Raw genomic sequence first — 25,031 nt, 5'->3', positions numbered from 1 at the left:
CCTCCTCATTTATATAGCTGATGCATTTTCTTCCGCTTTTTTAAACAGCCTGCTTACAATAAAGGTAAGCAGCAGGCATTCCACTACAATGAAAAATGCCTGTGCGCTTCCATACCCATATAGGCCTCTGCGGAATAAATTGTTGTACATCAGGGTTGCAGGCACTTCACTGGCATGGTTTGGGCCGCCTCCGGTCATGACATAGATTAAGTCAAAGGCCCTTAGGGAACCGGTAATGGAGAATATGACGCAGGTCTTAATCACCGGCGCTAAGAGAGGCAGGGTAATCTTTGTATTCACCTGCCACTTACTGGCACCGTCGATTTGAGCCGCCTCATAATAATCCTGAGAAATGGATTTGATCCCTGCATAAAAAATCAGCATGTGGTAGCCAATATACTGCCACACTGCAGGAATCAAAGTGGAGAGAAATGCAGTCTTGGGATTGGAGAGCCAGGAATAGCTGAAATCAGAGGCTCCCAGAGAACGGATTAAATGGTTTAAAAGCCCATATTCGCTGTTGAACATCTTCATCCAAAGCTGACCGATCACCATACTGGAAATGACCACCGGCAAAAAGTAAACGGTACGAAAGAACTTTTCTCCTTTTACTCCCCTTGCAAGGACCATTGCCAGAAAAAGGGAGATGGGCAGCTGAATGAGTAAGGATGCGCCCACTAAAAGAAAGGAATTTATAACGGCCTTCACAAAGTGGCGGTCCTCTGCAAACAGCCTTATGTAATTCCCAAGTCCGATAAACTTCATTTTCCCCATGCCATCGTACTGGAACAGACTGTAGGCTCCGGAAATAAAAAGGGGGATCATACTAAAGCTGATAAACAGGATGAGCGCAGGCAGCACAAAACAGGCCACAAAGCTCTTTTTTCCCAACATGTTATTCATGGTCAATCTCCTTTGGATAAAAAATGGGTATCGCCTGTTTCTGTAAGCGATACCCCCTTTGCTCTTACTTACTTATTAATAGCTGCTTCATGTTCCTTTATAAACTCACCTGTATCGGCACCTGGAGCGAACAGGGTCTGCACCTGTTCATTGTGAATGGTGGCAGGTTCCGCATCAAGAGAGGTATCCCATGCAAGGACTGAGGTCTTTCCTTGGGAAAGGAGATCCTTGATCTGTACAAAAAGAGGATTTAAACCCTTTTCATCCACCTCTGTTTTCCAACCGCTGAACCCTGAGCCTGACTCATAAGCAGCTTCACCCATCTTTTCGTTTATGTAGATTGCGAATTTAGCTGCCTCATCCGGATTCTTCGTGCTCTTGTTTACCCAGAAGGATTCTACGAATCCGCCGCAATAATCGGTTTCATTTCCTTTGCCGGTAATCATGGGGATTTTCATTGCCACCACATCCTCCGGATTGATGGTAACGGCCTTATCTGTATAAATTCCATTTGCAAACCAGCTTCCCATAAGCCTCATGGCTGCCCTTCCGGTTCCAAAGGCTGCATTGGCATCATCATTGCCCTGCTCCAGAGGATTGGCCCCAAATGCCCCCATCTTGTATAATTCCTGGACCTTATCCGCCGCTTCCGCGTAGCCCTCTCCTTCAAAGGGAGCCTGGCCGGAAAGCATCTTGTTGATTTCCTCTGCCCCTACGGTCCTCAGTGCCAGTGCCTGATAGATGAATGCCGCATTCCAGCCATCCTTTGCGCCGGAAGCCAGAGGGGTCACCCCATCAAGAGCCTTCAGCTTTTCAACTGCGGTTACCAGTTTGTCGTATGTATCTGGAAGCTCTGCTCCTGCCTGATCAAATAAGGCCTTATTGCAGTATAAGGTCATGTACCAGGAAAAGGAAGGAAGAGAATAAGTTTTTCCATTGTATTCAAAAGCTGCCGTAGAGCCCTCCAGAAGTTTTCCCTTAATATCATCTGTGATATAGGAATCCAGAGGAAGGAGTTTATCCGCATTGATCATCTTTCTCGCGGTTCCTGCTCCCCAGTAATAGAACACATCAATTCCTTTTGCATCTCCTGCAAACTCTGCGGATATCTTCGTCTTATAAGCCTCCGTATCCAGGGTCTGGGTGTTGATTTCCACATTGGGGTTTTCTGCCAAATAAGCGGCAACCGCCTCGTCATATTTTTTCTTTAGTTCATTGGTATCATTGGACCACTGGTGCCAGACATTTAAAACGGTCTTTTCTGTCTTTCCCTCCCCTGAACTGCCGGCGTTCGTCGGAGCCGCACTGCCTTTGCTTCCACAGCCTGTCATACCTGCAGCCAGAGCTACCGTAAGTGCAACGGCCGAAACTCTTTTTAATAAACTTTTTTTCATCTCAATCTCCTCCTGGGTTTCTTTGTTTCCTTCTGATATCAGTATATCGAAACTCTTTTTTTAACTCAATTAAATATTTTGACCCAAAAGGTTAGAAATTTTACTACCTTTGCTTATACTCCTTAACGGTTACTCCCACATGCTTTTTAAAACAGATGCCAAAGTAATGGGAATCCCGGAATCCCACCTTTTCTGCTATTTCGTATACTTTGTAATCCGTTGTATTAAGAAGGCGGATGCTCTCTTCAATCCTTTTTTTCAGGACATATTCAATCAGGCTCTGTCCGGCCTCTTTTTTAAATACTCTGCTTAAATAGCTTTCATTGGAAAAAACAGCCGATGCTACGGATTTAAGAGTAAGAGCAGGATCGCAAAAGTTTTTATCGATATATTCCAGGGCCTCGTTTACCACCTTATTTCCCTGCTTTGATTTCTTGCTGTTATGATAGTTCAGAATCATATGGATGGATTCATCCAGAAACGGCCGGCACTCTTCCACCGTCTGTATGGATTGTATGGATTCATACAGACGGTCTTCTCCTATGAGCTGTTCCAAGCTGACCCCATACTTATTAAGGGTGCTTCCGGCCTTGGACATTAAATCCATAACCGTAAGCCTTAAATATTCCACTTCCGTTACCCTTGAATTCCTGACTCCTTCCACATAATCCTCGATTGCAGCAGATACCCTGTCGGAAATTCCATTGGTCAGGGAAAATAGGAAGTCCTCCCAGTCAAAGGACAGCTTATCCGGATTTTTTTCCATAATATGCATATATTCTCCGTATGTGATAATCCTGTTATTCCCTAAAAGCACCGATGCGCTGAGGGCATGTTCCGATTCGGCAAATGCTTCTGCAATTCCCTCATAGCCCTCATGGCTGCGGCTGATGCCAATGGTGGAATCAATGTTGTTTTCCCTCAGCATTTGATGGATTTTCCATGCGATTTCCCCGCTGTCCGTTAATCGCCTGACCGTACAAAACAAGATAATATTTTTCATATAATGAAGAAAAGATATGGTCCCGTCAATAGGATCCCTGCCAAGGAGTTCCATGGCCCTTTTATGGAGGCTGCCGTCTGCTTCCCCTGACTGTTCCTCTTTTAAGTGGAGGTTTAGGCAGCAGCACCCTTCTAACAGCGCTTCACAGCCATAGGCAAGAAGCTTTTTCTCCGCTTCCTCCTCACTGGTCCGCTTTTCCACCAGCCGCTGAAAGAAGCTTTCCATTAAAATGTCCTGGTCGGCGGACACACTCTGCTTTAACATCTCCACCTCCTTACGGTGGTCCTTTTCCTTTATGATTTTTCCCCTGATCTTAAGAGCGATTTCCTTCAGCTCATTCATATCAATGGGCTTTAACAGAAAATCCTCTACCCCCAGCTTTACCGCCCGCCTTGCATATTCAAATTCCCGGTATCCTGTGATCATGATTACATGAATGTTCTCATCCAAAGCTGAAATATGTTCCGCAAGCTCCAGACCATCCATATGGGACATATTGATATCGGTTATAACCAACTCCGGCTTTCTGTATTTTATAAATTCCAATGCTTCCGTACCGGAGGAAGCCTCCCCGATGACTGAAAATCCATGATCTTCCCAGGGAAATCCCCGTTTGATCAGCACCCGTTCCAGTTTTTCATCATCCACAATCAGTACCTTGATCTCCATGTTCCAACCCCTTTGCTTCCATTCGCTTTACTCTTACTGCTATTTCCGTTCCATTTCCGATCTCACTATGGATAAGAACCGGCTGTCTGATCCCATGATACAGGGTAATCCGCTGCATCAGGTTATAAAGGCCGAATCCTGACTTACCGGTCACTGTCCTGCCTTCCATGATTTCTTCGATCTTTTCCTCGCTCATGCCGACCCCGTCATCAGACACCAGAAAAATAATTTCATCCTCATCGGAAAAGGCCTTGATGGAAACGGTTCCTTTTCCTTCCCTTGGCTTGATTCCATGATGGACCGCGTTCTCCACCAAAGGCTGTAAAAGCAGCTTTAATATCCTGCAGTCCTTCACCTCTTCTTCTACATCCACTTCTACCTTTATTTCATTATCATAGCGGATATTTAAGATGGTTAAGTAGCTTTGTATGCAGCTTATTTCATCCTTTACCGTAATAAAATCCAATCCGCTATTTAGGCTGTTCCTGTAAAAGCTACCCAGAGCCTGAGTCATTTTAAAGCAATTATCATAATCCCGCATGAGAGCAAGAGCGGATACCGCATCAAGGGTATTGTACAGGAAATGAGGGTTAATCTGGGCCTGAAGCAGATCCAGTTCCACCTTTGCAATGATCTGCTCTTCTTCCTTTACCTTTTGGATCAGGTTTTTTATGGATCTTGCCATATGATTAAAAACCCGCTTCAGATTATTGATTTCATCTTTCTGCCGGTCCACCTCCATCTCATCAAACTGGCCTTTTTCCACAAGCATCATATGCTTTTCCACCTTTAACAGGGGATGGAAGATAAAACGGGTGAGCATGACCGAGCATACAAAGACAAAAGCAACGTTCATACACATAATCAGCAGGATAATGGTGGAATAATAGGGCGCCATGGCTGTCATATTATCCAGTTGAAAGGATCCGGCCAGCTTCCAGTTTTCTATGCCGATGTCCTGGGTGATCACCAGCCGGTTTTCACCGGTCCGCTGTCCGGGATTCCCAGGGGCCACAATGTATTCATCCTCATCGCCCAGGATATAAAAGTCACTGTCACTGGAATTGCTGACCCCATTAAAGTAATTGCGTATTGTTTCCTCATTGACCGTAACCAGCAGGATTGCCAAAGGCTTATATGTATTTTCATCCCGGATTTCCCGGATATAGGTAATATAAGGAGTATCTCCATAGAATTCAATGACCCCCTCGCTTCCTTTCATAAAAAAACCGTTTCCCCTGTGCTCACTTAAGTTCCGGTACCAGTCAGACTCCAGGATCTTTTCTCCGTAGATCCCCTTGGGTGTCTTTTTATAGGAGCTGTACACATTATGATAGGAATCCATAATCAGAACGCTGGAAATATACTCCCCTGACAGGATCATATTCACCAGACTTTGCTTGATGGTTCTCTGGATAGACGGATCAATGGCTCTGTTATCCACATTTCTTAAAGCCTCCTGAACATTTCTGTCAAAATAGATCAGGTTTGAAAACTGGGTCACATTATCAAAGATCAGGGACAAATTCCCCTTAAGGGCGCTGACCGTCTGAGTTCCTGCTCCCAGAATTTCTCGTTTCGTGTAGGAGCTGTTAATGACAGATATGACCGAAAAGGTGATTACAAAGGATAATAATACGACCGTTAAATACATAATCAGGATTTTTGTCTTAATCCTCATATTCTTCCATGCATCCATCAGACCAGCCATAGCAGCCTCCCCATTCATATGATTTTTCACCCTTATTCTAGCGAGTTTGGCAGGGGTTGTCAAAAGAAAGTTCGGATTGATTCATACCGGTAGTTTTCTTAAAGTATATCCCAGGTCAATGAATTATTAAATTTAATTATTTTGCTGAAAAGGTGATTTTTTTTACTTTGTCAGATTCCTTTCCATAAAAACTCCGCTTCCCTGCGTTGCTTTTCTTCCTTAGATTGATTATAATGAATTTAATTTGTGAAAGGAGAACCCCATGCTGCCAGATTATCATTTTCATACAAATTTTTCAGGAGACTCCAAAACCCCAATGCGGACCCAATTGGAACGGGCCATAAGTCTTGGAATGGCTTCCCTCTGTGTTACGGACCACCACGATTATGACGTGGACTCTGTCATCGATTTTACCCTTCAGACGGACCAGTATTTTGAAGCAATGTCTGCCTTAAGGGAAGAATACAAAGACCGCATCGACCTTCGCATAGGGATCGAAATGGGACTTCAGACCCATTTAAAAGAATATTACAGGGAATTGTTATCAAGCTATCCCTTTGATTTTGTTATCGGCTCCACCCACTTTATTAACAGAAAAGATCCTGCTTATCCGGAGTTTTTTAAGGGAAGAGAGGAGCAAAAAGCATATCTTCAGTATTTCCAGGCCACACTGGATAATGTGAAAAATATTGACAACTATGACGTAGCAGGCCATATCGACTACATCGTCCGTTATGGCCCGAATAAAGCTCGTTACTACAGCTACGAAGCATACAGGGATATTTTAGATGACATTTTAAGAGCGATTATCGAACGGGGCAAAGGAATTGAATGCAATACAGCCGGTTTCCGGAAAGGGATCGGACAGCCAAACCCATGTGCCGGTATTTTAAAGCGCTATAAGGAATTAGGCGGGGAGATCATAACAATCGGTTCCGACGCCCATATACCGGAAGATTTAGGAGCAGACTTTCAGACAGCGGGTGAACTTCTTAAGCAATGCGGATTTTCCTATTATACGGAGTTCCGCCGACGAAAACCGGAATTCAAACCCCTGTAAGCAAAGGAGAGACACAATACTTGGAATTGGAGAATTGCCATGAATGTATTTGATATTATCGGGCCTGTTATGATCGGGCCTTCCAGCTCCCATACGGCCGGCGCTGCCCGCATCGGTAAAACGGCTGCCCTGCTTTTAGGTGCTCCTGTTGCAAAAGCAGATATCCTGTTTCACGGCTCCTTTGCAAAAACTTACAAAGGGCACGGCACAGACAAAGCCATTGTAGGCGGAATTTTAAAACTGGACCCCTGGGACCCGGGAATCCGGACAAGCCTTGAAACAGCCAAGGAACAAGGGATATCCGTCACGATCCACACCGGAACCATTGAAAATGCCCACCCAAACACAGCGTTAGTCACCCTTACCTCAGATCATGGCAGTACCATCTCCGTCCAGGGAGCGTCAGTGGGAGGCGGCAACATCGTCATAAACAAGGTAAATGACATGGAGGTTTATTTTACCGGGCAGAATACCACCCTGATCGTCATGCATCAGGATGTTCCCGGAATCATCGCCCATGTGACGAACCTGGTGGCCGTTGGCAATGCAAACATCTGCAATTTCCGCTTAAACAGGCAGGAAAAACGCGGACTTGCCATCATGACCATTGAAATGGATTCTGACTTTGACCAGTCCCTGGTCTCCCAGATCCAAACCATTCCTTATGTATACAACACGATTTTGTTAAAATTAAACTGACCAGGAGGAACCTATGCAATTAAAATATAATTCCGTGGAAGAGCTTGTAGCCGCCGCTTCATCTTCCAATAAAAAAATATCGGAAATTGTGCTAGAGCAGCAGGCCGAGGACATGGAGACCAGTCCGGAAGATGTCTACTCCACCATGGAAAGCAGTTTTGAGGTTATGAGGCAGTCTGTGTTAAACGGCATGGATGAATCCCTTCGTTCTTCCAGCGGACTTTCCGGGGGAGCTGCCGCCAAATTAAAAAAGGCGGTAGAGGAAGGAAAAAACCATTACGGCCATCTTCTTGGCAATGCCATTAGCATGGCTCTTGCCGTGACGGAATACAATTCCTGCATGGGGCAGATCGTGGCGGCTCCTACAGCCGGCTCCTGCGGTGTCATTCCGGCAGCTCTCATTTCCGTTATGGACGAATTTGATTTACCAAAGCATGATATCATCATGTCCCTGTTCACTGCATCGGCCATTGGTATGGTCATTGCCAAATGCGCCAGCATCGCCGGAGCGGAGGGCGGGTGCCAGGCCGAGGTGGGATCCGCGTCCGCCATGGCTGCTGCAGCTCTTACGGAAATCTTTGGCGGAACGCCCCAGATGGTTTCCGACAGCTGCGCCATTGCCCTGAAAAATACCATGGGCCTGGTATGTGACCCGGTGGCAGGTCTGGTAGAGGTTCCCTGTATCAAGCGCAATGCCATGGGAGTAGCCAATGCATTTACTGCTTCGGAGCTTGCCTGTGCCGGAATCACAAGCGCCATTCCCGCAGATGAGGTGATCTTTGCCATGAAGCAGGTGGGCAATCTCATGTCTGCCTCCTTAAAGGAAACTTCAGAGGGCGGCCTGGCCGCAACTCCTACCGGCTGCCGCTTACGTAAGCAGATCTTCGGATAAGCAATGAATACCATAAAAAACCGGAAAACAGCGGTCGACTCTTCCGCTGTTTTCCGGTTTTTTATGATTCTATTTTTCAAGCTTCTTCTTATAAATTTCAATGACTCTTTTCATTGCCTCCTGGCCAGGAGCACCAATGGTCATTCTTTTTTCCACACAGGTTTTTAAGCTGATGGCATCATAAATATCCTCCTCGAACACCGGGCTGATGGCCTTATATTCTTCCAGGCTCATATCATCCAGGGCAATGCCCTTTTCTATGCAGAAAAGTACAAGCTGTCCAACGATTCCATGGGCATCCCGGAAGGCCACTCCATGATTTACCAGATAATCGGCCGCATCGGTTGCATTGGTAAAACCGTTTTTGGCGCTGGCTTCCATCACATCCTTTCGGAAGGTCATGGTGGAAATCATTCCGGTAAACAGGGCAAGGCAGCCTTTTACCGTATCAATGGCGTCAAAGGCCAGCTCCTTATCCTCTTGCATGTCCTTGTTGTAGGCAAGAGGAATCCCCTTCATGGTGGTTAACAGAGACACCAGGGCGCCGTAAACCCTGCCGGTCTTTCCCCGGATCAGTTCCGCAATGTCCGGGTTCTTTTTCTGAGGCATGATGCTGCTTCCGGTGCTGTAGGAATCATCAATTTCCACAAACCGGTATTCATTGGTATTCCAGATAATGATCTCTTCACAGAATCTGCTTAAATGCATGGAAATGGTAGATAAGGCACTTAATAGCTCGATTAAGTAATCCCGGTCGGCCACGGAATCCATACTGTTAAGAGTCGGCCCTGCAAATCCCAGAAGCTCTGCCGTATATTCCCGGTCCAGGGGATAAGTGGTTCCAGCCAAAGCGCCAGAGCCAAGGGGACAATAGTTCATCCTTTTTTTAATGTCATGAAGACGGGAATGATCCCTGTCAAACATTTCAAAGTAAGCCCCCAGGTGGTGAGCCAGGGTGATTGGCTGCGCTTTTTGCAGATGGGTAAATCCAGGCATGTAAGTGTCAAGATTTTCTTCCATAAGCTTTAAAAGCTCTGAGAGAAGTCCTTCCATCAAAAGGGTAAGCTCATCGATCTCATCTCTGGTATACAGCTTCATATCAAGAGCCACCTGATCATTGCGGCTCCGTCCGGTATGAAGGCGCTTTCCGGCCTCCCCGATCCGTTCCGTTAATACTGCTTCGACGAAAGAATGAATGTCTTCATGTTCCCCCGTTATTACCAGGGCTCCGCTTTCTAAATCCTCCCGGATTTCCATAAGGCCTTTTACGATCTTGTCTTTATCTTCCTCCGTAAGAAGTCCTTGTTTTGCCAGCATCTTCACATGAGCAATGCTGCCCTCAATATCCTGATGATAGAATTTTTGATCAAATGATATAGATGCATTAAAGTTGTGAACCAGCTGATTGGTTTCTTTTGTGAAGCGTCCGCCCCATAGTTTCATAATTGAGAATTCTCCTTTCCTTTGTATTGCTGTGACTGCTTAATTGGTAGAATGAACCCGCATGGGTCTGCGCTTTCTCCCTATTCCTGAGGATACACCTGCAAGTATCAGCAGAAAGACCACGCTTCCAGCCGTTATGATACCGCCTGTTTTAAGTCCCTCCGGCATATATTCCAGTGAAATATCATGGGTCCCGGCAGTCATATGCACGCTTAAAAACGTATCAAATAATTTATAAGGCTCAACAACTTTTCCGTCAACCCTGATCGTCCAGCCCTTGTCATAGGGAATGCTTAAAAACAGCAGGCCGGCCTTATCAGCAGTGACAGTTCCCTGTATCTGCGTATCCGTCCACTTTGTAAGCTTCATGGAATTCCTGTCTAAAATGTTGTACACAGACTCAAGGCCCTCAGGAAGAAAACGGTAAGCGACCGCTACCAGATCCTGATCATTGTCATCGTTTCGCAGAGTAATCTTTTCCCCTGCTTTTATATAGCCCAGTTCCAGCAGATAGCCGCGGCTCACATTATCAAAGTTTTTGGTCTTTTCTCCAAGCAGAGCATTTACCTTTTCCACCTTTTTATTGCTGACAAATACATAATAGTCTCCATCCGCTTCCGGTGTAAACGTAAAGCTGGTTCCGGTGATTTCGCTTGGAACCTCAGACAGTACCGGGGTGGCTCCTAATACCACGGAAAAATCGTTCTGGACCTCTGCCGGATTTGTTAAATCCAGCTGCCAGTTATCTTCAAAGTCATATGGTAGCATAAATCCCAAAGATAAGGCAAAGCTGTTTTCCCGGAGATACATCTCATCCTTTGAAGCAACCGGTACGGATATGCCGTCATCCTCGGTTTCTTCCGAGTACAGCCCGTATTTGACCGCAAAAAGAGCATCCACCAGAGGCGTGCTTCCCGTAATGCTGTAAGCATTGGTAGAGCTTTCGCAACCCAGTTTTTTAAAGAATGCCGTAAGATCTGCATTGGCTGTGGAGGAAAAGAGGGAGACCGTAGGAAAGTTCAACCAGGCTCCGTCATTTTTGGTTTTTCTTGTGACCTTTTCGATCCGGTAAAAAGAGGTACCCGGCATCAGGCTTTCTGCCAGCTCTGATGATGCCTTATTATCCTTCATATAGCTGGTCCTGCTGGTGGTCGTCACGCTGGTGACCGTGGTATTAACCGCGGCTTCTAAGGAGACCACGCCAAGGGCCAGAAGTACCAGCACATTCCGGCTGACTCCTCTTTGGTAAAGGCTGATAAGGCCGGCATAAATGGAAAGGAACAAAATAGCCACATAAAATACGGAAAAATGATAAGCCTCATCCGTTATAAGCTTCTGCGCCATCAAAACAAAGATCACCGAAGCAAAAAAAGCCATTACTACATGCTTCCATGGAATCTCATGCAAGTGAATGTAAGCCTGATAGCACGTAAACAGCATGAGAAAAATATAAATAAAAGACTGTCTGCATGGCAGGCTGTTGGGATAATGAAATCCATGCCAGATAAAATTCAGTGTATTAACGGAAAAGCTGGCAAAGAAAAACAGCAGCATAGAGCACATAACAATCTTTTCCCTCTGCCTGATCTGTTTACAGCCCAGGTAAAGAAGGAAAAACATGAGAACTGCCACACCGCAGTAGATATTAGGCCAGTGGTCCAGCCCGATTTCCGGTTCCACCGCCGGAAGATGTCTGGCGATCATGTCAAATATGGAAAAGTAAGAGCTGATGGTCTGGGGAAAATTAAAATCTCCTGATGCAGTTGACTGCAGCGCATAAATTTCAGGAAGCAGAACTACAGCAGAAAGGCCTCCTGCTAATAAGGAAAACAGAGCAAACAGTCCTCCGCGGATAAAGATTTCCTTCCAGGATCTCAAGCCTTCTAATATAAGAAGAGCAATAAAGTAGAATACCATAAAAATACATATCATAATGGATATGTAATAATTTGATAAAATTGATAGTCCCAGTGTAATACAGTATAGGAAACACTTCTTTTCTTTCACCAGCTTCTCAAGGCCCAGCATAATGAGCGGGAATAGAAGAATGCAATCCAGCCACATGATATTCCAGCTGTAAGCCGCCATATATCCGGACAGAGCATAGAAGATGCCAAAAAAAGCGACTCCGAAGTCCATGGTCTTGTTATGCCTGCGCAGATACCAGGAAAAGGAAAGTCCGCTTAATCCGATCTTAAATACGATCAGATAGGTCATAAATTCAATGACATAATTCTTCGGGCAAAGTACCAGCAGCCAGTTTAAAGGACTTGCCAGATAATAAGCATAAAGAGCTGCAAAATTCACTCCCATGCCGATATCCCAGCTGTACAGAAGACTTCCTCCATGGGTCAGCTTATAACGGAACTCAGAAAAAAACGGAGCATACTGATGATACATGTCAGTCCTTAAAAAGCTTTCCTCGCCAAAAGGAAAAATCCCCCGCTGGGCAAATATGATAACCATGATCACCATTGGCACAAAAAAAGCTGCAAGGAGTCCGTCGGAGGGCCTTACCAGGCTGGTGCCTGTCCCCTCTTTTTTAGCAAATATTCTTTCTTTATAGCTATCTAACTGCCCAATTTCCAACTCTTCCTCAGCTTCATCGTCTTCCGGCTCCTCAAGAATGTCCATGAAATCCGTAACAGGAACAGCCTCTTTCTCCTGCTCCAAGTCTTCTCCGTAATTAAAATCTTCATAATCAAGATCCCCATCATACAGCTCCTCCATCCCGTCAACCGGAATATCAAGGCGTATCCTGGGTGCAGAAGCCAGGTCTAATTCCTGTTCTGCCCTTTCCCCTTTGGGATCGTAAGTCACCTTCTCCTCTTCATTTCCTTGCTTCAAGTCATTTTCCCCTGTTGTAATTTCTTTTTCACCTGATGTCATTTGCAGCATATCCTCTAGTTCTTTCGATATCTTTTCAATCTCGCCATCGTGTTCCATTTCATTTACCTCTCTTTACAGGGGTTCTTCCTCTCTCTTCCGGAATATGAAAACCTTGCTGAATCCATAGTTTGCAATTACAACAACCACGGATACCAGAATTTTACTTACATATTCATCCATTTTGAGCCAGGAAACCATTATCACCATAAGAATCATTTCCATGACGCCTGACGCTGCTCTGCATGCGGTAAACGATAGAATCTCCTTCATGACAAAGCCCAGATGCAGGTCATAGCTTTGAAAAACAAAGATTTTATTTACAACAAAGGCAAAGAGGACGGAAACAACCCATGCTGCCGCAGTTGCGGCACGGTAGTCAATGCCCGCCTTCACCATGAACCAATAGACAACCCAGTTAACCAGGGTCGTCAGCACTCCAAATATCAAATAGGAAATGACTTCCCGGTTCATGACCTTGTCCCAGATTTTTCTAATCATCTTTTCTCTCCTAAAAAATTACATTTCCTCTTTTCTGCCCATGCACTTTGGGCATACCGGTATACCCGCAGGGTATTTCCTCTATTGTATTATAGGGAAAGAAAATTGTAAAGGGATTCTAAGGCTTCCTAACCAGAAACTCCCTGGCTCCCTGGGAATAGTAAACCTCTCCATCCTCTGTAATAAATACGCCGTATACACCGTCCGTGGAGTCCAGAAGCTCCATTCCCTTTTTAAGTCCAAGGGAAAAACAGGTGGTGGAAAGGGCGTCCCCGTCTGCGGACAGCTCTGATAAAATGGTGACGGACACAAGCCCGTTCTCATATGGATAACCATCCCCCGGGTTTAAAAGATGGTGGTAGTTCACACCATCTTTAACAAAATGCCGTTCATACACTCCGGATGATACCACGGACATGTCATTGATATTCATAATTTCTATGGTTTCATTTCGGTCTGCATAAGGTTTTTGAAGGCCGATTTTAAACGGTGTGCCGTCAGGCTTCTGCCCCACGCAAAGGACATTTCCTCCCAGATTGATCACGGCACTCTTTACTCCCTGTTCTAAAAGAAAATCCTTCATCCGGTCCGCAATATATCCTTTGGCGATTGCCCCAAAATCAAGGGAAGTATCCGGAGATAAAAATGTAAGGGTATTTCTCTCAAGCTTTAAATTCCGGTAATCTACTTTTTTCCTGGCCTCCTGGATCTTTGCATTAGGCGGTACAACCGGATCCAGGGATGTGAAATCCCACAGAGAAGACAAAGGCTCTATGGTAACATCAAAACCCCCGTCTGATATTTGAGAATAATAAAGGCTCTTGGAAATAAGAGCCCCCACATCCGGGGATACTGTCACGGTCTCTTCACTGGCAGGCCTGTGATTTAACTTGTAAACCTCACTGCCCTCAATGGTTTTACTGAAAATAGTTTCATAGGACCGGCATAAATCCAGACAGTCAGATAAAATTTTAGGATCGTCCTTATCGTAAAGAGTCACAGTTACAAAGGTGTTCAGCATAAAATCGGATTTACTGAGCGGATCCACCCTTCTTTCACAGCCCATAAGCAAAAGAGCTGTTACACCTGCGATCAAAACAACTGCTCTCCTTTTTTTCATCCCATAACCTCCAGATTCTTACATGCTTCTCTGGCATGATCCAGGAGCATCCGGCGGACTCCCTCCAGTTCTCCCATACCCTTTAACCGGCAAACCACCTGATAGCCGTCAGACTCCAGCTGGCTTTTCCAGGATTCTTCTCCTTCTCCTGCCATATCATTATGGGCATGGTCTCCGGATACAATCATAAGCGGCTGCAGCACCATACGGTTAGAACCGGTTTTCTCCACCACTTCTTTTATGGATTCAAAAGTTGGCTCCGCCTCCACGGTTCCTATATGATACCTGCTGTATCCATTCTGCCTAAACACCTCCGCTAAACGCGGATAGCACTCATTGGCCTCATGCTCCGTACCATGTCCCATGAATAGGATCTCCGTTCCTTCCCTGTCATATTCCTTCGTGTCCTCTGCCAGCACGCTGCAAAGCCTTTTATAGTCCTCTTTCTCCGAAAGCAGCGGCTTTCCCCACAGGATCCGGCGGAACCGGTTCTCATACTGCTTCACGGCAGCTACCATGCCGTCATTCTCTTCCCCTCCCATAACCAGGGTGGGCTGAACGATCACATGCTGAAATCCCTCCTGTGCCAGCTTTTCTAAGGCTTCTGCTACACTGTCTATAGAAATGTTGTCTCTTTTTTTCAATATTTCAATAATGATCCGGCTTGTAAATGCCCGGCGCACCTCATACTCCGGGAACTCTTCCCTTATGGACTGTTCAATGGCTTCTATGGTTTTCATTCTGCTTTCATGATAAGTGGTTCCAAAACTTACTACTAAAATCGCCTTTTTCATTCTGACATCCCATGCTTTCTGTTATGGATCGTTATGCTTAAACTTCAATTATTTTCCCGATTACCATATCATAGATGAACTTTACTGTCAAACCTCTTTTCACGCACAACAGGCGCAAAACCAAAGGGTTCTGCGCCTACTGCACACATTGCATTCATATACTGGAGATTATTTAAAAATCTACCTCTTTATCATAGTAACAACAGGATAACAGTTTCTCCATCTCAGCGGACGTGATCGGTCTTGGGTTGGAGCCGGTGCATGCATCACCTACTGCCAGCTCTGCTACTGTCCCTAATTTTTCATTGAACTCTGCTTCGTCAATGATTCCGCCTTCATATTCCTTAATACAAGCAGGAATATTAAGCTTTTCGTTCATGGAACGGATCTCTGCGATCAATGCATGAACCAGTTCCTCATCATTATTCCCCTTCAGATCAATGAAGCGGGCAATATCTGCATAGCGCTTTGCAGCCTCCGGAACCTTGGAATTAAATTTAATTACCTTTGGCAGGTACATGGCGTTTGCGCAGCCATGGACAATATGTCCCCCTGAATAAGCAGCCCCTGTCTTATGGGCCATGGAATGGACAATGCCTAAAAGGGCATTGGAGAATGCCATTCCTGCCAGACACTGGGCATTATGCATACGGGCACGGGCTTCCTTGTCCCCGTTATAAGAATCAATTAAATCATTATGTATCATCTTAATAGCATGAAGAGCCAGAGGATCGGTGTAGTCACAATGGAGGGTTGATACGTAAGCTTCCACCGCATGAGTCAGGGCATCCATACCGGTATGGGCGGTCAGCTTCTGAGGCATGGTCTCAGCCAGATCCGGATCAACGATTGCGATATCCGGTGTGATGTTGAAATCTGCCAGCGGATATTTCACTCCTTTTTTATAATCCGTAATAACACTGAATGCCGTTACCTCGGTTGCCGTACCGGAAGTAGAAGGAATGGCGCAGAATCTTGCCTTTGTTCTCAGAGTCGGGAAATTAAAGGGAATGCATAAGTCCTCGAATGTGGTATCAGGATATTCATAAAATGCCCACATTGCCTTTGCCGCATCAATAGGAGATCCGCCGCCGATTGCAACGATCCAATCCGGCTCAAATTCACGCATCATTTCTGCACCCTTCATTACCGTATCCACGCTGGGATCCGGCTCTACTCCTTCAAACAGCTTTACTTCCATTCCGGCTTCTTTCAGGCATGCCACCACCCTGTCAAGAAATCCAAAACGTTTCATGGAACCGCCGCCGACAACCACGATTGCCTTTTTTCCTTTTATATTCTTAAGCTCTTCCAGGGCGCCCTTCCCGTGATATAGGTCTCTCGGTAATGTAAATCTAGCCATCGTATAATCCTCCTTGTGAGTATCCAGTTCTTTGCTATAGCTGTATTGTAGCTCAAACAGGCAGGAAATACAAAGGTAAAAAAATATATATCAGTATATAAATACTGATATATATTTAACATTCTTATTCTAAAAAAATACTCTTCACTGTTTCCAGCTGGTTTAGAAACCCTTTATCCCAGTCCGTAAACGAATACCCCTTCCTGTAGATCAGCGCATCCTGGTATGTCCCGGTCTTTTTTTTGCACTGCCGCTCCACCAGGCCATACCTTGTAAGGAGCTCTTCCGGCATGGGAGAGACCCACATATACGTGTGAGGATCTTCATCCAAAAGGTCGAACTGGCTTCCCCGTTCAAATACGTAAACATGTTTTGTAGATTCCGGAACCTTTCCTTTCTTTTCAAAATTCTCCCGGCGGCCGGATGATCCGTCGCCATGGGCAATCTCAATATAAGGCAGCAAGTCTTCTCCTATGATTTCCTTTTTCTCCGCAAGGGGATGATGTTCGGACATGAGAAGCCTTAGGGAGTATTCCAAAACCGGCTCAAGTAAAAGGCCCTTTGCCGCTGCTGCCTGGGCATAGTATCCTTCTGAAGAGGACTGATACCGAATAATACCCAGATTATATTCTCCGGTTTCCACATCCTTTAAGGTATCTGCAGAATTTGTCTCCCGCAGCCATACATTCATTCCCTCTTCCTTATCCAGGCTTCGGATAAACCGGGAAAATGTAAGGCTTAAATAACTTGCCCTTGGCATAGAAAGGGAAAATTCCACCCCTCCCACCTGATCTGGTTTATATAAATGTTCCATCTTTTCGATCTGGTCCAGGACATTTCTGGCATGCTCCAGAAAAATCCTTCCCTTTGCCGTAGGAACCACGCCCTTGGACGTCCGTCTGAAAATCGGAGCGCCAAGGCTCTCTTCCAAGGTTTTGATCGCCTTGCTTAAATTAGGCTGGTCCATGTAGAGGTTGGCAGCCGCCTTGGTTATGGAACCTGTTTTTTCCACCTCCACGGCATATTGTAACAATACAGTATTCAATGATCTTCCTCCTCCGTCCACTGCCCGCCTTCCTTGTCCACCTCATATAGATATTTGGACAGAGCCGCCAGCGACACAGCCATGTTCTCATTCTGCACCAGAACATGGTCAGGCACAGTTAAGTGAGTGGGAGCAAAGTTCCATATGGCCCTTACACCACCGCCTACCAGACGGTCACATACCTCCTGGGCATATTCCGCCGGGACCGTGATGATGCCGATGTGAATGTTCATTCTCCTGCAGAGATTTTCCAGCTTGTCCATGGGAAAAACCGGTTTGCCTCCAGTTTTTGTATTCACCCTTCTTCCATCGGAATCAAAGGCCAGGACAATCTCCACTCCGTACTGCTCAAACCCCTTATAAGACAGCAAGGCTTTTCCCAGGGATCCCACTCCCACCAGAGCCGCCTGGTTCGTATTATGGAACCCTAAAAACTCTTCCATGTCTCTGATTAAGTCCTTCACCACATATCCCAATTTGGGCTTTCCAGCTGTTTTTGCTACCATTGCCAGATCCTTGCGCACCTGGACTTCATTAAGCTGAAGATCCAGGGCAATGGCAGGCGCTGATATAGTCTCTGTCCCTTCCCTGTATTTCCGTTCCAGATAATGATGATACATTGGAAGACGCTCCAGTGTTTTCCTGGATATGCCTCCTACCAAGTTTTTTTTCTCTTCCATAAGCATACACCTTCTCCATTCTCCCTTAACATCAGTACTCTTGCATCCCAGTCCTTAAGACTCCCCTTCATAAAGAAGGTCCGTAAGAAGCATGGCGTCCCCGAAACTAAAGAAACGGTAACGCTCTTTAATGGCTTCCTCATAGGCATGAAGCACATGATCCCTCCCTGCAAGAGCGGATACCAACATTACCAGCGTAGATTCTGGCAAGTGAAAATTCGTAATCAGGCAATCCAGAATCTTAAAGCGGTATCCGGGATAAATGAAGATTTCCGTCCATCCGCTTCCTGCCTTTAAAATCCCCTCGTCCGTGGAAGCAGACTCCACCGTACGGCAGCTGGTCGTTCCCACACAGACAATGCGGCCCCCATTTTGCTTTGCCTCATTGACCTTCTTTGCCTCTTCTTCTTCTATAATATAGAATTCAGAATGCATATGATGCGCTTCAATCTCATCTACCTTCACCGGACGAAAGGTTCCTAGCCCAACGTGAAGAGTTACATGGGCGATGGACACCCCCATATCCTCAATTTCCTCTAACAGCTCTTTTGTAAAGTGCAGCCCTGCGGTAGGTGCCGCCGCTGAACCCTCATGCTTTGCATAAACCGTCTGATAACGGTTTTTATCCTTTAACTGGTGAGTAATATAAGGAGGCAGAGGCATCTGTCCCAAACGGTCCAGTATCTCTTCAAAAATCCCCTCATAGGAGAACTGGATCAACCGGTTTCCTTCTTCTACCACATCGATCACAGTTCCCTTTAACAGGCCCTCTCCAAAGGTGATCACGGTTCCAACCTTTGCCTTTTTTCCCGGCTTTACTAGGGTTTCCCAAATGTCATTCTCTCTTCTCTTTAATAAGAGGATTTCGATCTTAGCTTCTGTTCCCTCTTTCACTCCAAACAATCTGGCCGGAATGACCTTGGTATCATTAATGACTAGACAATCCCCTTTCCGCAAGAAGGAAAGGATATCCCTAAAGTGCCTGTGCTGAATCTCTCCCGTGTGTTTATCTAAGACCAGAAGCCTGGATGCAGAACGGTCCTCAAGAGGGTCCTGGGCAATCAACTCCTGCGGCAGATCAAAATAAAAGTCCCTAACGTTCATAAACTTGCTTTCTCCTTTACCAAAAATGCTCCTCTGCAGGGTGCCACGCAGAGAAGCATCTGTTTTACGTATTGTTTGGTTGGCTGCCCGAATCAGTTGTATCCTCCGGCTCTTCCTTCTCATCCATCAGAATGTGATAGACAGCCAGAAGATTTTCGTCAGACTTCAAAGCATTCTCAAGACCGCCGTTTACCTCTTTTGCCTGCTTTTGCACTGCCTCAGACTGGTTTGCTCTCTCCATAAATTCAGATTGTTCTGTGCTGGTATCTGCAACCAGATAATAGCTTCCATCTGCTGCTGTTTTAACGTAACATACAACCATGCTGGGCGCTAAAGTTTCCGCCTGACGGAATTTGATATCAAATCTGGCATATACCACGTAATCGCCCTCGTCCAATCCGGTCGCCGTATAGCATACCAGGTTTTCAAAACTCTGGTAGAATTTCACTTCCTCTTCCATTCTGGCTCCCTGTTCTCTCATCGCCTCTTCAGAATAGGTGTTGCCAAATACCTTTGAAAGAGCCTCTATATCACAGGTCTTCCTGGCTTTAAAGTAAGCTTCCATCAAATCATGAATCGCCGGTATGGCCTCTTCCTGCAGCGTGATTTCCTTTGCTGACTCTGATGGCGTACCCTCAGCCTCTCCTGCCGATGGATCCACTGCTTCTGTGGATTCATTAGCCGAATCATTTCCTGACTGTTCGGGCTTATCCAAAACAATAACGGCAAAAATCAGTATAACCGCTGCCAAGGGAAAAAACAAAAATTTCAGCAGCCGTCTGATTTCTTCCTTGGAAACCTTCTTCCATTTTTCAATTAAGTCCTTCATATGGGCTTGACCTCCTGGAGAATCAATCTCCTTTTTATTCTAACAAAAAAATAGACAAAAATCAACAAATACTATTGCGCTTTAAAAGAATCTATAGTAGAATATAAAAGATGCATCTGTAGCTCAGTGGATAGAGCAGTGGCCTCCGGAGCCGCGTGCGTAGGTTCGATTCCTATCAGATGCATTCTTTTTTTACTTATTTTTAACCCTCTCATAAGCCTTATTTTATAAGGATTTTCTCGTATTTATCAGTTTTTCTCCAATTACCCAAATTCCTGACTTTTACTTGTTTTTACTGTTTTCTACTGGTTTTTACTGAAAGATAATGGGTCAATAATGGGTCGCATAATGGGTCAGATAATGGGGCAAAATTCCATCGCTAAACCTTGGAGATACTGGACATTACATCTGTCATCTGATCATTCAAAACGTGGATATATGTACTGTATGTAGTATTAATATCAGCGTGTCCTAAGAGTTTGCTTACAACACTTATCTCAGTTCCTGCTTTTAACAGTCTGGAAGCAAATGTATGTCTAAGTGCATGGATTGTGTAATCCTCCGCCCCTACTACCCCAAGAACACTTTTAAACGTCCTCAATATTTTCCGTTCAGAAACATAGCCTCCATCAGCAGTACTTGCAACATAATCCGTTTTAATCTTCTTTCTTCTATTATAATCCTGTATCTGCATCAGTAGAGAAACCGCCATATCATTCAAAGGTATTAACCGATTTCCAGATTCCGTTTTCGTAATATCACTAAAGGTCTTTTTCTGCTTTCCCACAACAGAACCACTTTTGTCCCGTTCTTTCGCTTTGGTCAAAGTTTTATTTACCCTTAAAGTCCTCCTTGTAAAATCAATATCCTTCCACTCCAAAGCTAAAGTTTCAACAATTCTCATTCCAGTGTTTAAAATCAACAGCAGGACAGGCATATGCTTAAAGAATTGATTATTACTTTCCCGTAATGTATTATTAAACTCATACATTTTGTCAGTTATGTTTTCTGGAAGAATTTCAGTCTTTTTAGTTTTTATTTTCATGTTACGCTCAATCGGTAATTGCACAGCAGGACAGGGATTAAACGTTATCTTCTGAGAGCTATAAGCATACTGGAATATCCCTTTTAAAAATTCATAATGCTTCTTAACAGTAGAATACGCCTTTTTAGATGATAAATCATTTATCATGGCCTGAATATCCTCTGTGGACACACTTCCAAGTTGAATACAACCTATGTAATTACAAACTGTATTGTTTGTCTGCTCAAGACGGTCATATGATACTGGCTTTAATATAGGGTATTTTACTGTTCTCATCCAAAATTCAGCATAGTCACGAAAACTTGTGGATTCTGCTTTTACAGTATATTTAGTCCTGTCCTCATTATATTCCTTAATTTTTCGTTTAAGTTCTCTTTCCGTTTTAGCAGTAAAAGACTTGTATAGTGCCTTTCCTTCTGATTTTTTTCCTGCTACATAGCGGTATTCATATCGTCCATCCTTTCTTAATCTTGTTGAACCTTCACCTTTATCTCTTCTATTTGTTTGCATATCGCTCATTATGTCGAATCCTTTCCAAAATAATAGAGCATAGGCAATTAATTTGACCATGCTCATATATTATCAAAATAAGTCAGATTTTAATAGCTTTTCCAGAATTTTTCTTGAACCAATCATCAAGAGCTTCTTTTGTAATCATGTAATCCTTGTTTACTTGTACCGTTGGCAGAATTCCTTTGTCTAAAAACTTTTTCATCTTATCCCTTCCAAAGCCAAAAATTTCCTGTAGATCAGCTTTGTTGTAATACATTTTTTCTATAACCTATCTCCTACCTTTCATTTTCATATTTCAACATACAAAAAGAGCGAAGTATCACCCTCGCCCCCTTAATCACTCACTAATTTGTAATTTTCTTTCCATTCAAATATATTCCATCTGCCCGAAACACCGCCCGCTCTTATCCAATCGGCGATAAAGTACATACATGCCCTATCTTTACACCGATTCTGTCTGAAAAGATTGCCTATAAGTAGCTTTTCATCTTTGACAAAAAGGCATAAGCCCTATGGGTCGATCTATAATCCTCGCTAAATATTATATTACGTTAGCAATTTTACGTCGGGAGGCTTCTTATATTTCAAAAATAGTCCCTCTTGTGCAATCAATTGCTGTAATATTTGAATCACTTCATCAGTTGGTTTATAAATAGTAACCGAAAATCCACCATTAATACTCATAAGAAATTGAGGTTCTGAAAAGAGTATCTGTACCGAAGAAAAGTCGTTTGATACAATCCTCTTTATAATATATGCTAATTTATCTGGAGAACTGTTTCGGATATTCACATCAAATGAAATCTCATGCTCCATCTTAACAGGTATTGGGGATTCAGTTAAATAAATCTCGCTAGGATAGAAATAAATCATCTTCAAAGCAATACGTGATATCTTTTCTGCAAATGAAGGAAGATAAGTGCTCTCAAAATATTCCTCCAATTCGAGAAAACGCACGTCAGATGTTTCATATGGGATGAAATCTACATAGTAATAATCATCTGATTTTTGAAATTGTTCTATTGTTTCATACATAAAATTTAAACCTCATCAATTCGCGAGTACCTCCCCATTTTCTCCTAATGAGGCAACTCTCTTTCCCTTTTTATCGTTTAGCTTCCACTTCCTACCCCCGTGTCCTGCATTATCTTTATCAATCGTCCAGCCACCTTTTTCCTTATATTTATCAGTACCTTTGACCTTTTGATCAAACTTTCCTAAGTCTACATCTCCATTATCATCTCTTAATCTTGCAGGAATTTTACCTTTTATTTTGGCGATTGTGCGAGCTTCAGAATCATTAAGCCAATCAGTAATAGTGTTATATAACCATGAGCCTACTGCTATCGTTACGCCAGCTACGACTATAGCCCCTGTAGCAGCGATTGCAATCTCTCCAATTCCAGGAATAAAATATACTCCTGCCGCAATCGCCATTCGTGGTTGTATATCATTATTCGAACCGCTTATTTCAATGGCCTGATTAAGTAAATTTGTAAATTCGCCTTTTGTATAATACACACCATTAATTATAACTCCATCTTTTATTATAATAACGCTTCCAGAGGTTTTAGATTCACTCTGAAAACCAGAACTTGCAGTATAATTTTGGGCAAAAGCTGTAATGCCTGAATTTATAGTCATTAAGCTAGCAAGTAAAAGGGCTATGTATTTTTTGTAGTTTCTTTTTTTCATATTATTACCTCCAAATTATAGTTCTTTTTAGATGAAATTGCAATATTATTTTAATTTTAGCTTCATAAGTAAAAATTTTTTCTAATTTATTTAATTTGCCTTAAGTTCCCTCCTTTTTGAAAGACTTTTTTTTACTTTCAAATAAATCATACTTAATTTAATTCATTGGAATCACCTCTTTCTACAAAAAAATTATATATAATTGCCTCTTCTCCTTGAACAGATTTGTATTCAAAAAGACAATTATACTCACCTATAAAACCAGCATTTAATTGCAAGCAAAACGCTGCTAATATCGGAAAGTTAGTGTCGTCTAACACATAGTCACAATTAACTTCCCTATTTTATATCTCAACTAACTTCTTCCATTGTTAGCAATATACCACATTATTCGCGTTTTTTCTTTTCCATGTAATCACTAACTGTTTATATGTATTTTCTGGTTTAACTGTATCGAATAATAGAAGACAAAAAGGGTAGTAGCATAAATTCCCCCGCTGCTGCCCTTGTGTCTTTTGCCATTCGACTACCCCAGAAAACCCTTTAAAACGACAAATTAACAACTTTCTATTTTACCGTAATCTCACTCTGAATCATTTCTTTCGTAGTCGTAAGGCTCATCATCAAGTTTTTCTAATTCAATCTCTATAATTCCATTGTCACGACAGGTAAAGGTATCCTTTGATCCTACCGGTTGCTTTCTCAAATTGTTACATTTAGGAAAAATATCAGCCAAAGTAGCATAGCAGTACTTTTCCAATTTGTTGAAACTTACGTCAAAGCAGTGCTTCTTTATTACTATTTCATCACCTTCTTCAAAGATAGGGCAATAATTATTCTTTTTTACTACTGTCATTTTAATGACCGTCTGAGGACGAATCTCCATTTCAATACCTCCTGAAATTTTTTATAATTAGCTGAATAATAAAGTCACTTTATATTTTTTTGTTTATTACATGAAATCAATCTTTTATTAAGGTTACTTATCTGCATACAATCTTCAAACAGTAAAAAACATATAATTTTTACCTGTTTCAGGACAATTAAAATCATTCACAGCACCTGCAAGAGAAATATTGTTTTCTTCTAAATATTTAATAACGCCATGAAAAGTATTGATACTTTTATTTTCAACATAAATATATTCGTATCCGGGAACCACCCATTTAGTCCAGCTGTGTGCGCTTCAGCATCATCCAAGCACTCAACACCAGCAAGATATAATCCTTGTGAAAAGTTATCCCAAGGATTATATGAGCGAGAAAAATCAGACATTACACCTCAATTTCCCAAAAGATTCCCTTTGTCATCCTTTTTCGCTAAATGAGCTATTTCATTAAAATGAGAATTTGCATCAGCCCAAAGCTTTTGGATAAATCCGTTTCCGTCATTTGTAGTACCTTCTTTTCAAATTACAACGAACGATTCTTTTGTGCACTTTTCAATCTTCATCCATCCCCTCCTCTATCTAACTCAAAATACGCCATAACATACCACCATTCTATCATATTACTTATCGTATATAAACCACATTCTCGGTTTTCCAGCCTCAATATTTTATTTTCAAACAGGCAAATCTTCCTGTGATTCCTAGTACTATGACTAGCTGACTTGATACTTCCTAGCTATTCAACTGATAACAGAAGCCAGGGATTGCCGGAAAGAAAAAACTCCGTTTCTTT

At 43.4% G+C, this 25,031-nt stretch carries 22 protein-coding genes, 1 tRNA gene and 1 pseudogene; 4 read left to right on the top strand and 20 right to left on the bottom strand.

The genetic code is table 11. From position 1 onward, the window contains the following. Positions 1–9 precede the first annotated feature (9 nt). The 4 genes from BMX69_RS23805 to BMX69_RS23790 form a co-directional block, all read right to left on the bottom strand. Entirely contained in the window at positions 10–903 is an 894-nt protein-coding gene (locus BMX69_RS23805; RefSeq protein ID WP_100043709.1) for a carbohydrate ABC transporter permease, read from the bottom strand. Positions 904–971: 68 nt separating this feature from the next. After that, positions 972–2,297, bottom strand: a complete 1,326-nt coding sequence (locus BMX69_RS23800; protein ID WP_100043708.1) for an ABC transporter substrate-binding protein — start codon at positions 2,295–2,297, stop codon at positions 972–974. A gap of 103 nt (positions 2,298–2,400) precedes the next feature. Continuing rightward, entirely contained in the window at positions 2,401–3,969 is a 1,569-nt protein-coding gene (locus BMX69_RS23795; RefSeq protein ID WP_100043707.1) for a response regulator, read from the bottom strand. Further along, positions 3,941–5,680 (bottom strand): cache domain-containing sensor histidine kinase, encoded by a 1,740-nt coding sequence (locus BMX69_RS23790; RefSeq protein WP_160117899.1) that lies wholly within the window; start codon positions 5,678–5,680, stop codon positions 3,941–3,943. Before BMX69_RS23790 ends, BMX69_RS23795 begins: the two co-directional genes overlap by 29 nt. 262 nt (positions 5,681–5,942) lie before the next feature. On the opposite strand from BMX69_RS23790, the gene BMX69_RS23785 reads away from it, so the two are divergent. Genes BMX69_RS23785 through sdaAA form a run of 3 tightly spaced genes read left to right on the top strand, consistent with a single transcriptional unit; the run spans position 5,943 to position 8,331 of the window. Beyond that, the gene (locus BMX69_RS23785) at positions 5,943–6,740 is read left to right on the top strand and encodes a histidinol-phosphatase HisJ family protein (RefSeq protein ID WP_100043705.1); all 798 of its coding nucleotides are present in this window, start codon (positions 5,943–5,945) and stop codon (positions 6,738–6,740) included. 39 nt (positions 6,741–6,779) lie between these two features. Next, positions 6,780–7,439: an L-serine ammonia-lyase, iron-sulfur-dependent subunit beta gene (sdaAB, locus tag BMX69_RS23780; RefSeq protein ID WP_054791537.1), complete on the top strand. Its 660-nt coding sequence runs from the start codon at positions 6,780–6,782 to the stop codon at positions 7,437–7,439. Between the two features lie 13 nt (positions 7,440–7,452). Next, positions 7,453–8,331, top strand: a complete 879-nt coding sequence (gene sdaAA, locus BMX69_RS23775; protein ID WP_100043704.1) for an L-serine ammonia-lyase, iron-sulfur-dependent, subunit alpha — start codon at positions 7,453–7,455, stop codon at positions 8,329–8,331. Positions 8,332–8,400: 69 nt separating this feature from the next. Here the strand turns inward: sdaAA and argH are convergent, their stop codons facing one another. The 10 genes from argH to BMX69_RS23725 all read right to left on the bottom strand — a co-directional run bounded on the left by argH (position 8,401) and on the right by BMX69_RS23725 (position 20,096). Further along, complete coding sequence (gene argH, locus BMX69_RS23770; RefSeq protein ID WP_100043703.1) at positions 8,401–9,774, bottom strand: argininosuccinate lyase; 1,374 nt, start codon at positions 9,772–9,774, stop codon at positions 8,401–8,403. Between the two features lie 39 nt (positions 9,775–9,813). Then, positions 9,814–12,720, bottom strand: a complete 2,907-nt coding sequence (locus BMX69_RS23765; RefSeq protein WP_100043702.1) for a YfhO family protein — start codon at positions 12,718–12,720, stop codon at positions 9,814–9,816. A 15-nt stretch (positions 12,721–12,735) separates the two neighbouring features. Beyond that, the gene (locus BMX69_RS23760) at positions 12,736–13,161 is read right to left on the bottom strand and encodes a GtrA family protein (RefSeq protein ID WP_054791538.1); all 426 of its coding nucleotides are present in this window, start codon (positions 13,159–13,161) and stop codon (positions 12,736–12,738) included. A 118-nt stretch (positions 13,162–13,279) separates the two neighbouring features. Continuing rightward, positions 13,280–14,281: an FAD:protein FMN transferase gene (locus tag BMX69_RS23755; RefSeq protein WP_054791539.1), complete on the bottom strand. Its 1,002-nt coding sequence runs from the start codon at positions 14,279–14,281 to the stop codon at positions 13,280–13,282. Continuing rightward, positions 14,278–15,075, bottom strand: a complete 798-nt coding sequence (locus BMX69_RS23750; RefSeq protein WP_100043701.1) for a sirohydrochlorin cobaltochelatase — start codon at positions 15,073–15,075, stop codon at positions 14,278–14,280. Before BMX69_RS23750 ends, BMX69_RS23755 begins: the two co-directional genes overlap by 4 nt. A 172-nt stretch (positions 15,076–15,247) precedes the next feature. Continuing rightward, on the bottom strand, positions 15,248–16,438 hold the full coding sequence (locus BMX69_RS23745) for an iron-containing alcohol dehydrogenase (RefSeq protein ID WP_100043700.1): 1,191 nt from the start codon (positions 16,436–16,438) through the stop codon (positions 15,248–15,250). Between the two features lie 124 nt (positions 16,439–16,562). Then, on the bottom strand, positions 16,563–17,483 hold the full coding sequence (locus BMX69_RS23740; protein ID WP_100043699.1) for a LysR family transcriptional regulator: 921 nt from the start codon (positions 17,481–17,483) through the stop codon (positions 16,563–16,565). Then, the gene (locus BMX69_RS23735; RefSeq protein ID WP_100043929.1) at positions 17,480–18,163 is read right to left on the bottom strand and encodes a redox-sensing transcriptional repressor Rex; all 684 of its coding nucleotides are present in this window, start codon (positions 18,161–18,163) and stop codon (positions 17,480–17,482) included. Before BMX69_RS23735 ends, BMX69_RS23740 begins: the two co-directional genes overlap by 4 nt. 54 nt (positions 18,164–18,217) lie before the next feature. Continuing rightward, positions 18,218–19,267, bottom strand: coding sequence for a tRNA preQ1(34) S-adenosylmethionine ribosyltransferase-isomerase QueA (gene queA / locus BMX69_RS23730; RefSeq protein WP_100043698.1), 1,050 nt, complete (start codon positions 19,265–19,267; stop codon positions 18,218–18,220). A 64-nt stretch (positions 19,268–19,331) separates the two neighbouring features. Continuing rightward, on the bottom strand, positions 19,332–20,096 hold the full coding sequence (locus BMX69_RS23725) for a hypothetical protein (RefSeq protein ID WP_100043697.1): 765 nt from the start codon (positions 20,094–20,096) through the stop codon (positions 19,332–19,334). 112 nt (positions 20,097–20,208) lie between these two features. On the opposite strand from BMX69_RS23725, the gene BMX69_RS23720 reads away from it, so the two are divergent. After that, a tRNA-Arg gene (locus BMX69_RS23720) sits at positions 20,209–20,280 on the top strand. Positions 20,281–20,475: 195 nt separating this feature from the next. On the opposite strand, the gene BMX69_RS23715 is transcribed toward BMX69_RS23720, so the two are convergent. From BMX69_RS23715 to BMX69_RS25170, 6 genes and pseudogenes are all read right to left on the bottom strand, one after another. Then, positions 20,476–21,711: a tyrosine-type recombinase/integrase gene (locus BMX69_RS23715; RefSeq protein WP_242941327.1), complete on the bottom strand. Its 1,236-nt coding sequence runs from the start codon at positions 21,709–21,711 to the stop codon at positions 20,476–20,478. Between the two features lie 22 nt (positions 21,712–21,733). Beyond that, positions 21,734–21,910, bottom strand: coding sequence for a helix-turn-helix domain-containing protein (locus tag BMX69_RS23710; RefSeq protein ID WP_100043696.1), 177 nt, complete (start codon positions 21,908–21,910; stop codon positions 21,734–21,736). 290 nt (positions 21,911–22,200) lie between these two features. After that, the gene (locus tag BMX69_RS23705; RefSeq protein ID WP_054791541.1) at positions 22,201–22,689 is read right to left on the bottom strand and encodes a hypothetical protein; all 489 of its coding nucleotides are present in this window, start codon (positions 22,687–22,689) and stop codon (positions 22,201–22,203) included. A gap of 15 nt (positions 22,690–22,704) precedes the next feature. Further along, positions 22,705–23,349 (bottom strand): hypothetical protein, encoded by a 645-nt coding sequence (locus tag BMX69_RS23700; RefSeq protein WP_054791542.1) that lies wholly within the window; start codon positions 23,347–23,349, stop codon positions 22,705–22,707. 583 nt (positions 23,350–23,932) lie between these two features. Further along, a complete protein-coding gene (locus BMX69_RS23695) occupies positions 23,933–24,235 on the bottom strand; it encodes a hypothetical protein (RefSeq protein WP_025231480.1) in 303 nt (100 codons plus the stop codon). 114 nt (positions 24,236–24,349) lie between these two features. Beyond that, positions 24,350–24,723, bottom strand: a pseudogene (locus BMX69_RS25170) (GyrI-like domain-containing protein). Between the last annotated feature and the right edge of the window lie 308 nt (positions 24,724–25,031).

Source organism: Lacrimispora sphenoides JCM 1415, assembly GCF_900105615.1.
Classification (GTDB): Bacteria; Bacillota; Clostridia; order Lachnospirales; family Lachnospiraceae; genus Lacrimispora; species Lacrimispora sphenoides.
Note: the sequence above shows the minus strand (reverse complement) of the source record. Positions and strands in the feature narration are given on the sequence as shown.

What these genes read in the sequence shown, in the direction of transcription:
- BMX69_RS23805 (WP_100043709.1), bottom strand. Translation starts at nt 903, where the DNA reads ATGAATAACATGTTGGGAAAAAAGAGCTTTGTGGCCTGTTTTGTGCTG.
- argH (WP_100043703.1), bottom strand. Translation starts at nt 9,774, where the DNA reads ATGAAACTATGGGGCGGACGCTTCACAAAAGAAACCAATCAGCTGGTT.
- BMX69_RS23800 (WP_100043708.1), bottom strand. Translation starts at nt 2,297, where the DNA reads ATGAAAAAAAGTTTATTAAAAAGAGTTTCGGCCGTTGCACTTACGGTA.
- BMX69_RS23735 (WP_100043929.1), bottom strand. Translation starts at nt 18,163, where the DNA reads ATGGAAGAGAAAAAAAACTTGGTAGGAGGCATATCCAGGAAAACACTG.
- sdaAA (WP_100043704.1), top strand. Translation starts at nt 7,453, where the DNA reads ATGCAATTAAAATATAATTCCGTGGAAGAGCTTGTAGCCGCCGCTTCA.
- BMX69_RS23725 (WP_100043697.1), bottom strand. Translation starts at nt 20,096, where the DNA reads ATGAAGGACTTAATTGAAAAATGGAAGAAGGTTTCCAAGGAAGAAATC.
- BMX69_RS23755 (WP_054791539.1), bottom strand. Translation starts at nt 14,281, where the DNA reads ATGAAAAAAAGGAGAGCAGTTGTTTTGATCGCAGGTGTAACAGCTCTT.
- BMX69_RS23705 (WP_054791541.1), bottom strand. Translation starts at nt 22,689, where the DNA reads ATGTATGAAACAATAGAACAATTTCAAAAATCAGATGATTATTACTAT.
- BMX69_RS23745 (WP_100043700.1), bottom strand. Translation starts at nt 16,438, where the DNA reads ATGGCTAGATTTACATTACCGAGAGACCTATATCACGGGAAGGGCGCC.
- BMX69_RS23700 (WP_054791542.1), bottom strand. Translation starts at nt 23,349, where the DNA reads ATGAAAAAAAGAAACTACAAAAAATACATAGCCCTTTTACTTGCTAGC.
- sdaAB (WP_054791537.1), top strand. Translation starts at nt 6,780, where the DNA reads ATGAATGTATTTGATATTATCGGGCCTGTTATGATCGGGCCTTCCAGC.
- BMX69_RS23760 (WP_054791538.1), bottom strand. Translation starts at nt 13,161, where the DNA reads ATGATTAGAAAAATCTGGGACAAGGTCATGAACCGGGAAGTCATTTCC.
- BMX69_RS23785 (WP_100043705.1), top strand. Translation starts at nt 5,943, where the DNA reads ATGCTGCCAGATTATCATTTTCATACAAATTTTTCAGGAGACTCCAAA.
- BMX69_RS23795 (WP_100043707.1), bottom strand. Translation starts at nt 3,969, where the DNA reads ATGGAGATCAAGGTACTGATTGTGGATGATGAAAAACTGGAACGGGTG.
- queA (WP_100043698.1), bottom strand. Translation starts at nt 19,267, where the DNA reads ATGAACGTTAGGGACTTTTATTTTGATCTGCCGCAGGAGTTGATTGCC.
- BMX69_RS23715 (WP_242941327.1), bottom strand. Translation starts at nt 21,711, where the DNA reads ATGGTCAAATTAATTGCCTATGCTCTATTATTTTGGAAAGGATTCGAC.
- BMX69_RS23765 (WP_100043702.1), bottom strand. Translation starts at nt 12,720, where the DNA reads ATGGAACACGATGGCGAGATTGAAAAGATATCGAAAGAACTAGAGGAT.
- BMX69_RS23710 (WP_100043696.1), bottom strand. Translation starts at nt 21,910, where the DNA reads ATGTATTACAACAAAGCTGATCTACAGGAAATTTTTGGCTTTGGAAGG.
- BMX69_RS23695 (WP_025231480.1), bottom strand. Translation starts at nt 24,235, where the DNA reads ATGGAGATTCGTCCTCAGACGGTCATTAAAATGACAGTAGTAAAAAAG.
- BMX69_RS23750 (WP_100043701.1), bottom strand. Translation starts at nt 15,075, where the DNA reads ATGAAAAAGGCGATTTTAGTAGTAAGTTTTGGAACCACTTATCATGAA.
- BMX69_RS23790 (WP_160117899.1), bottom strand. Translation starts at nt 5,680, where the DNA reads ATGGCTGGTCTGATGGATGCATGGAAGAATATGAGGATTAAGACAAAA.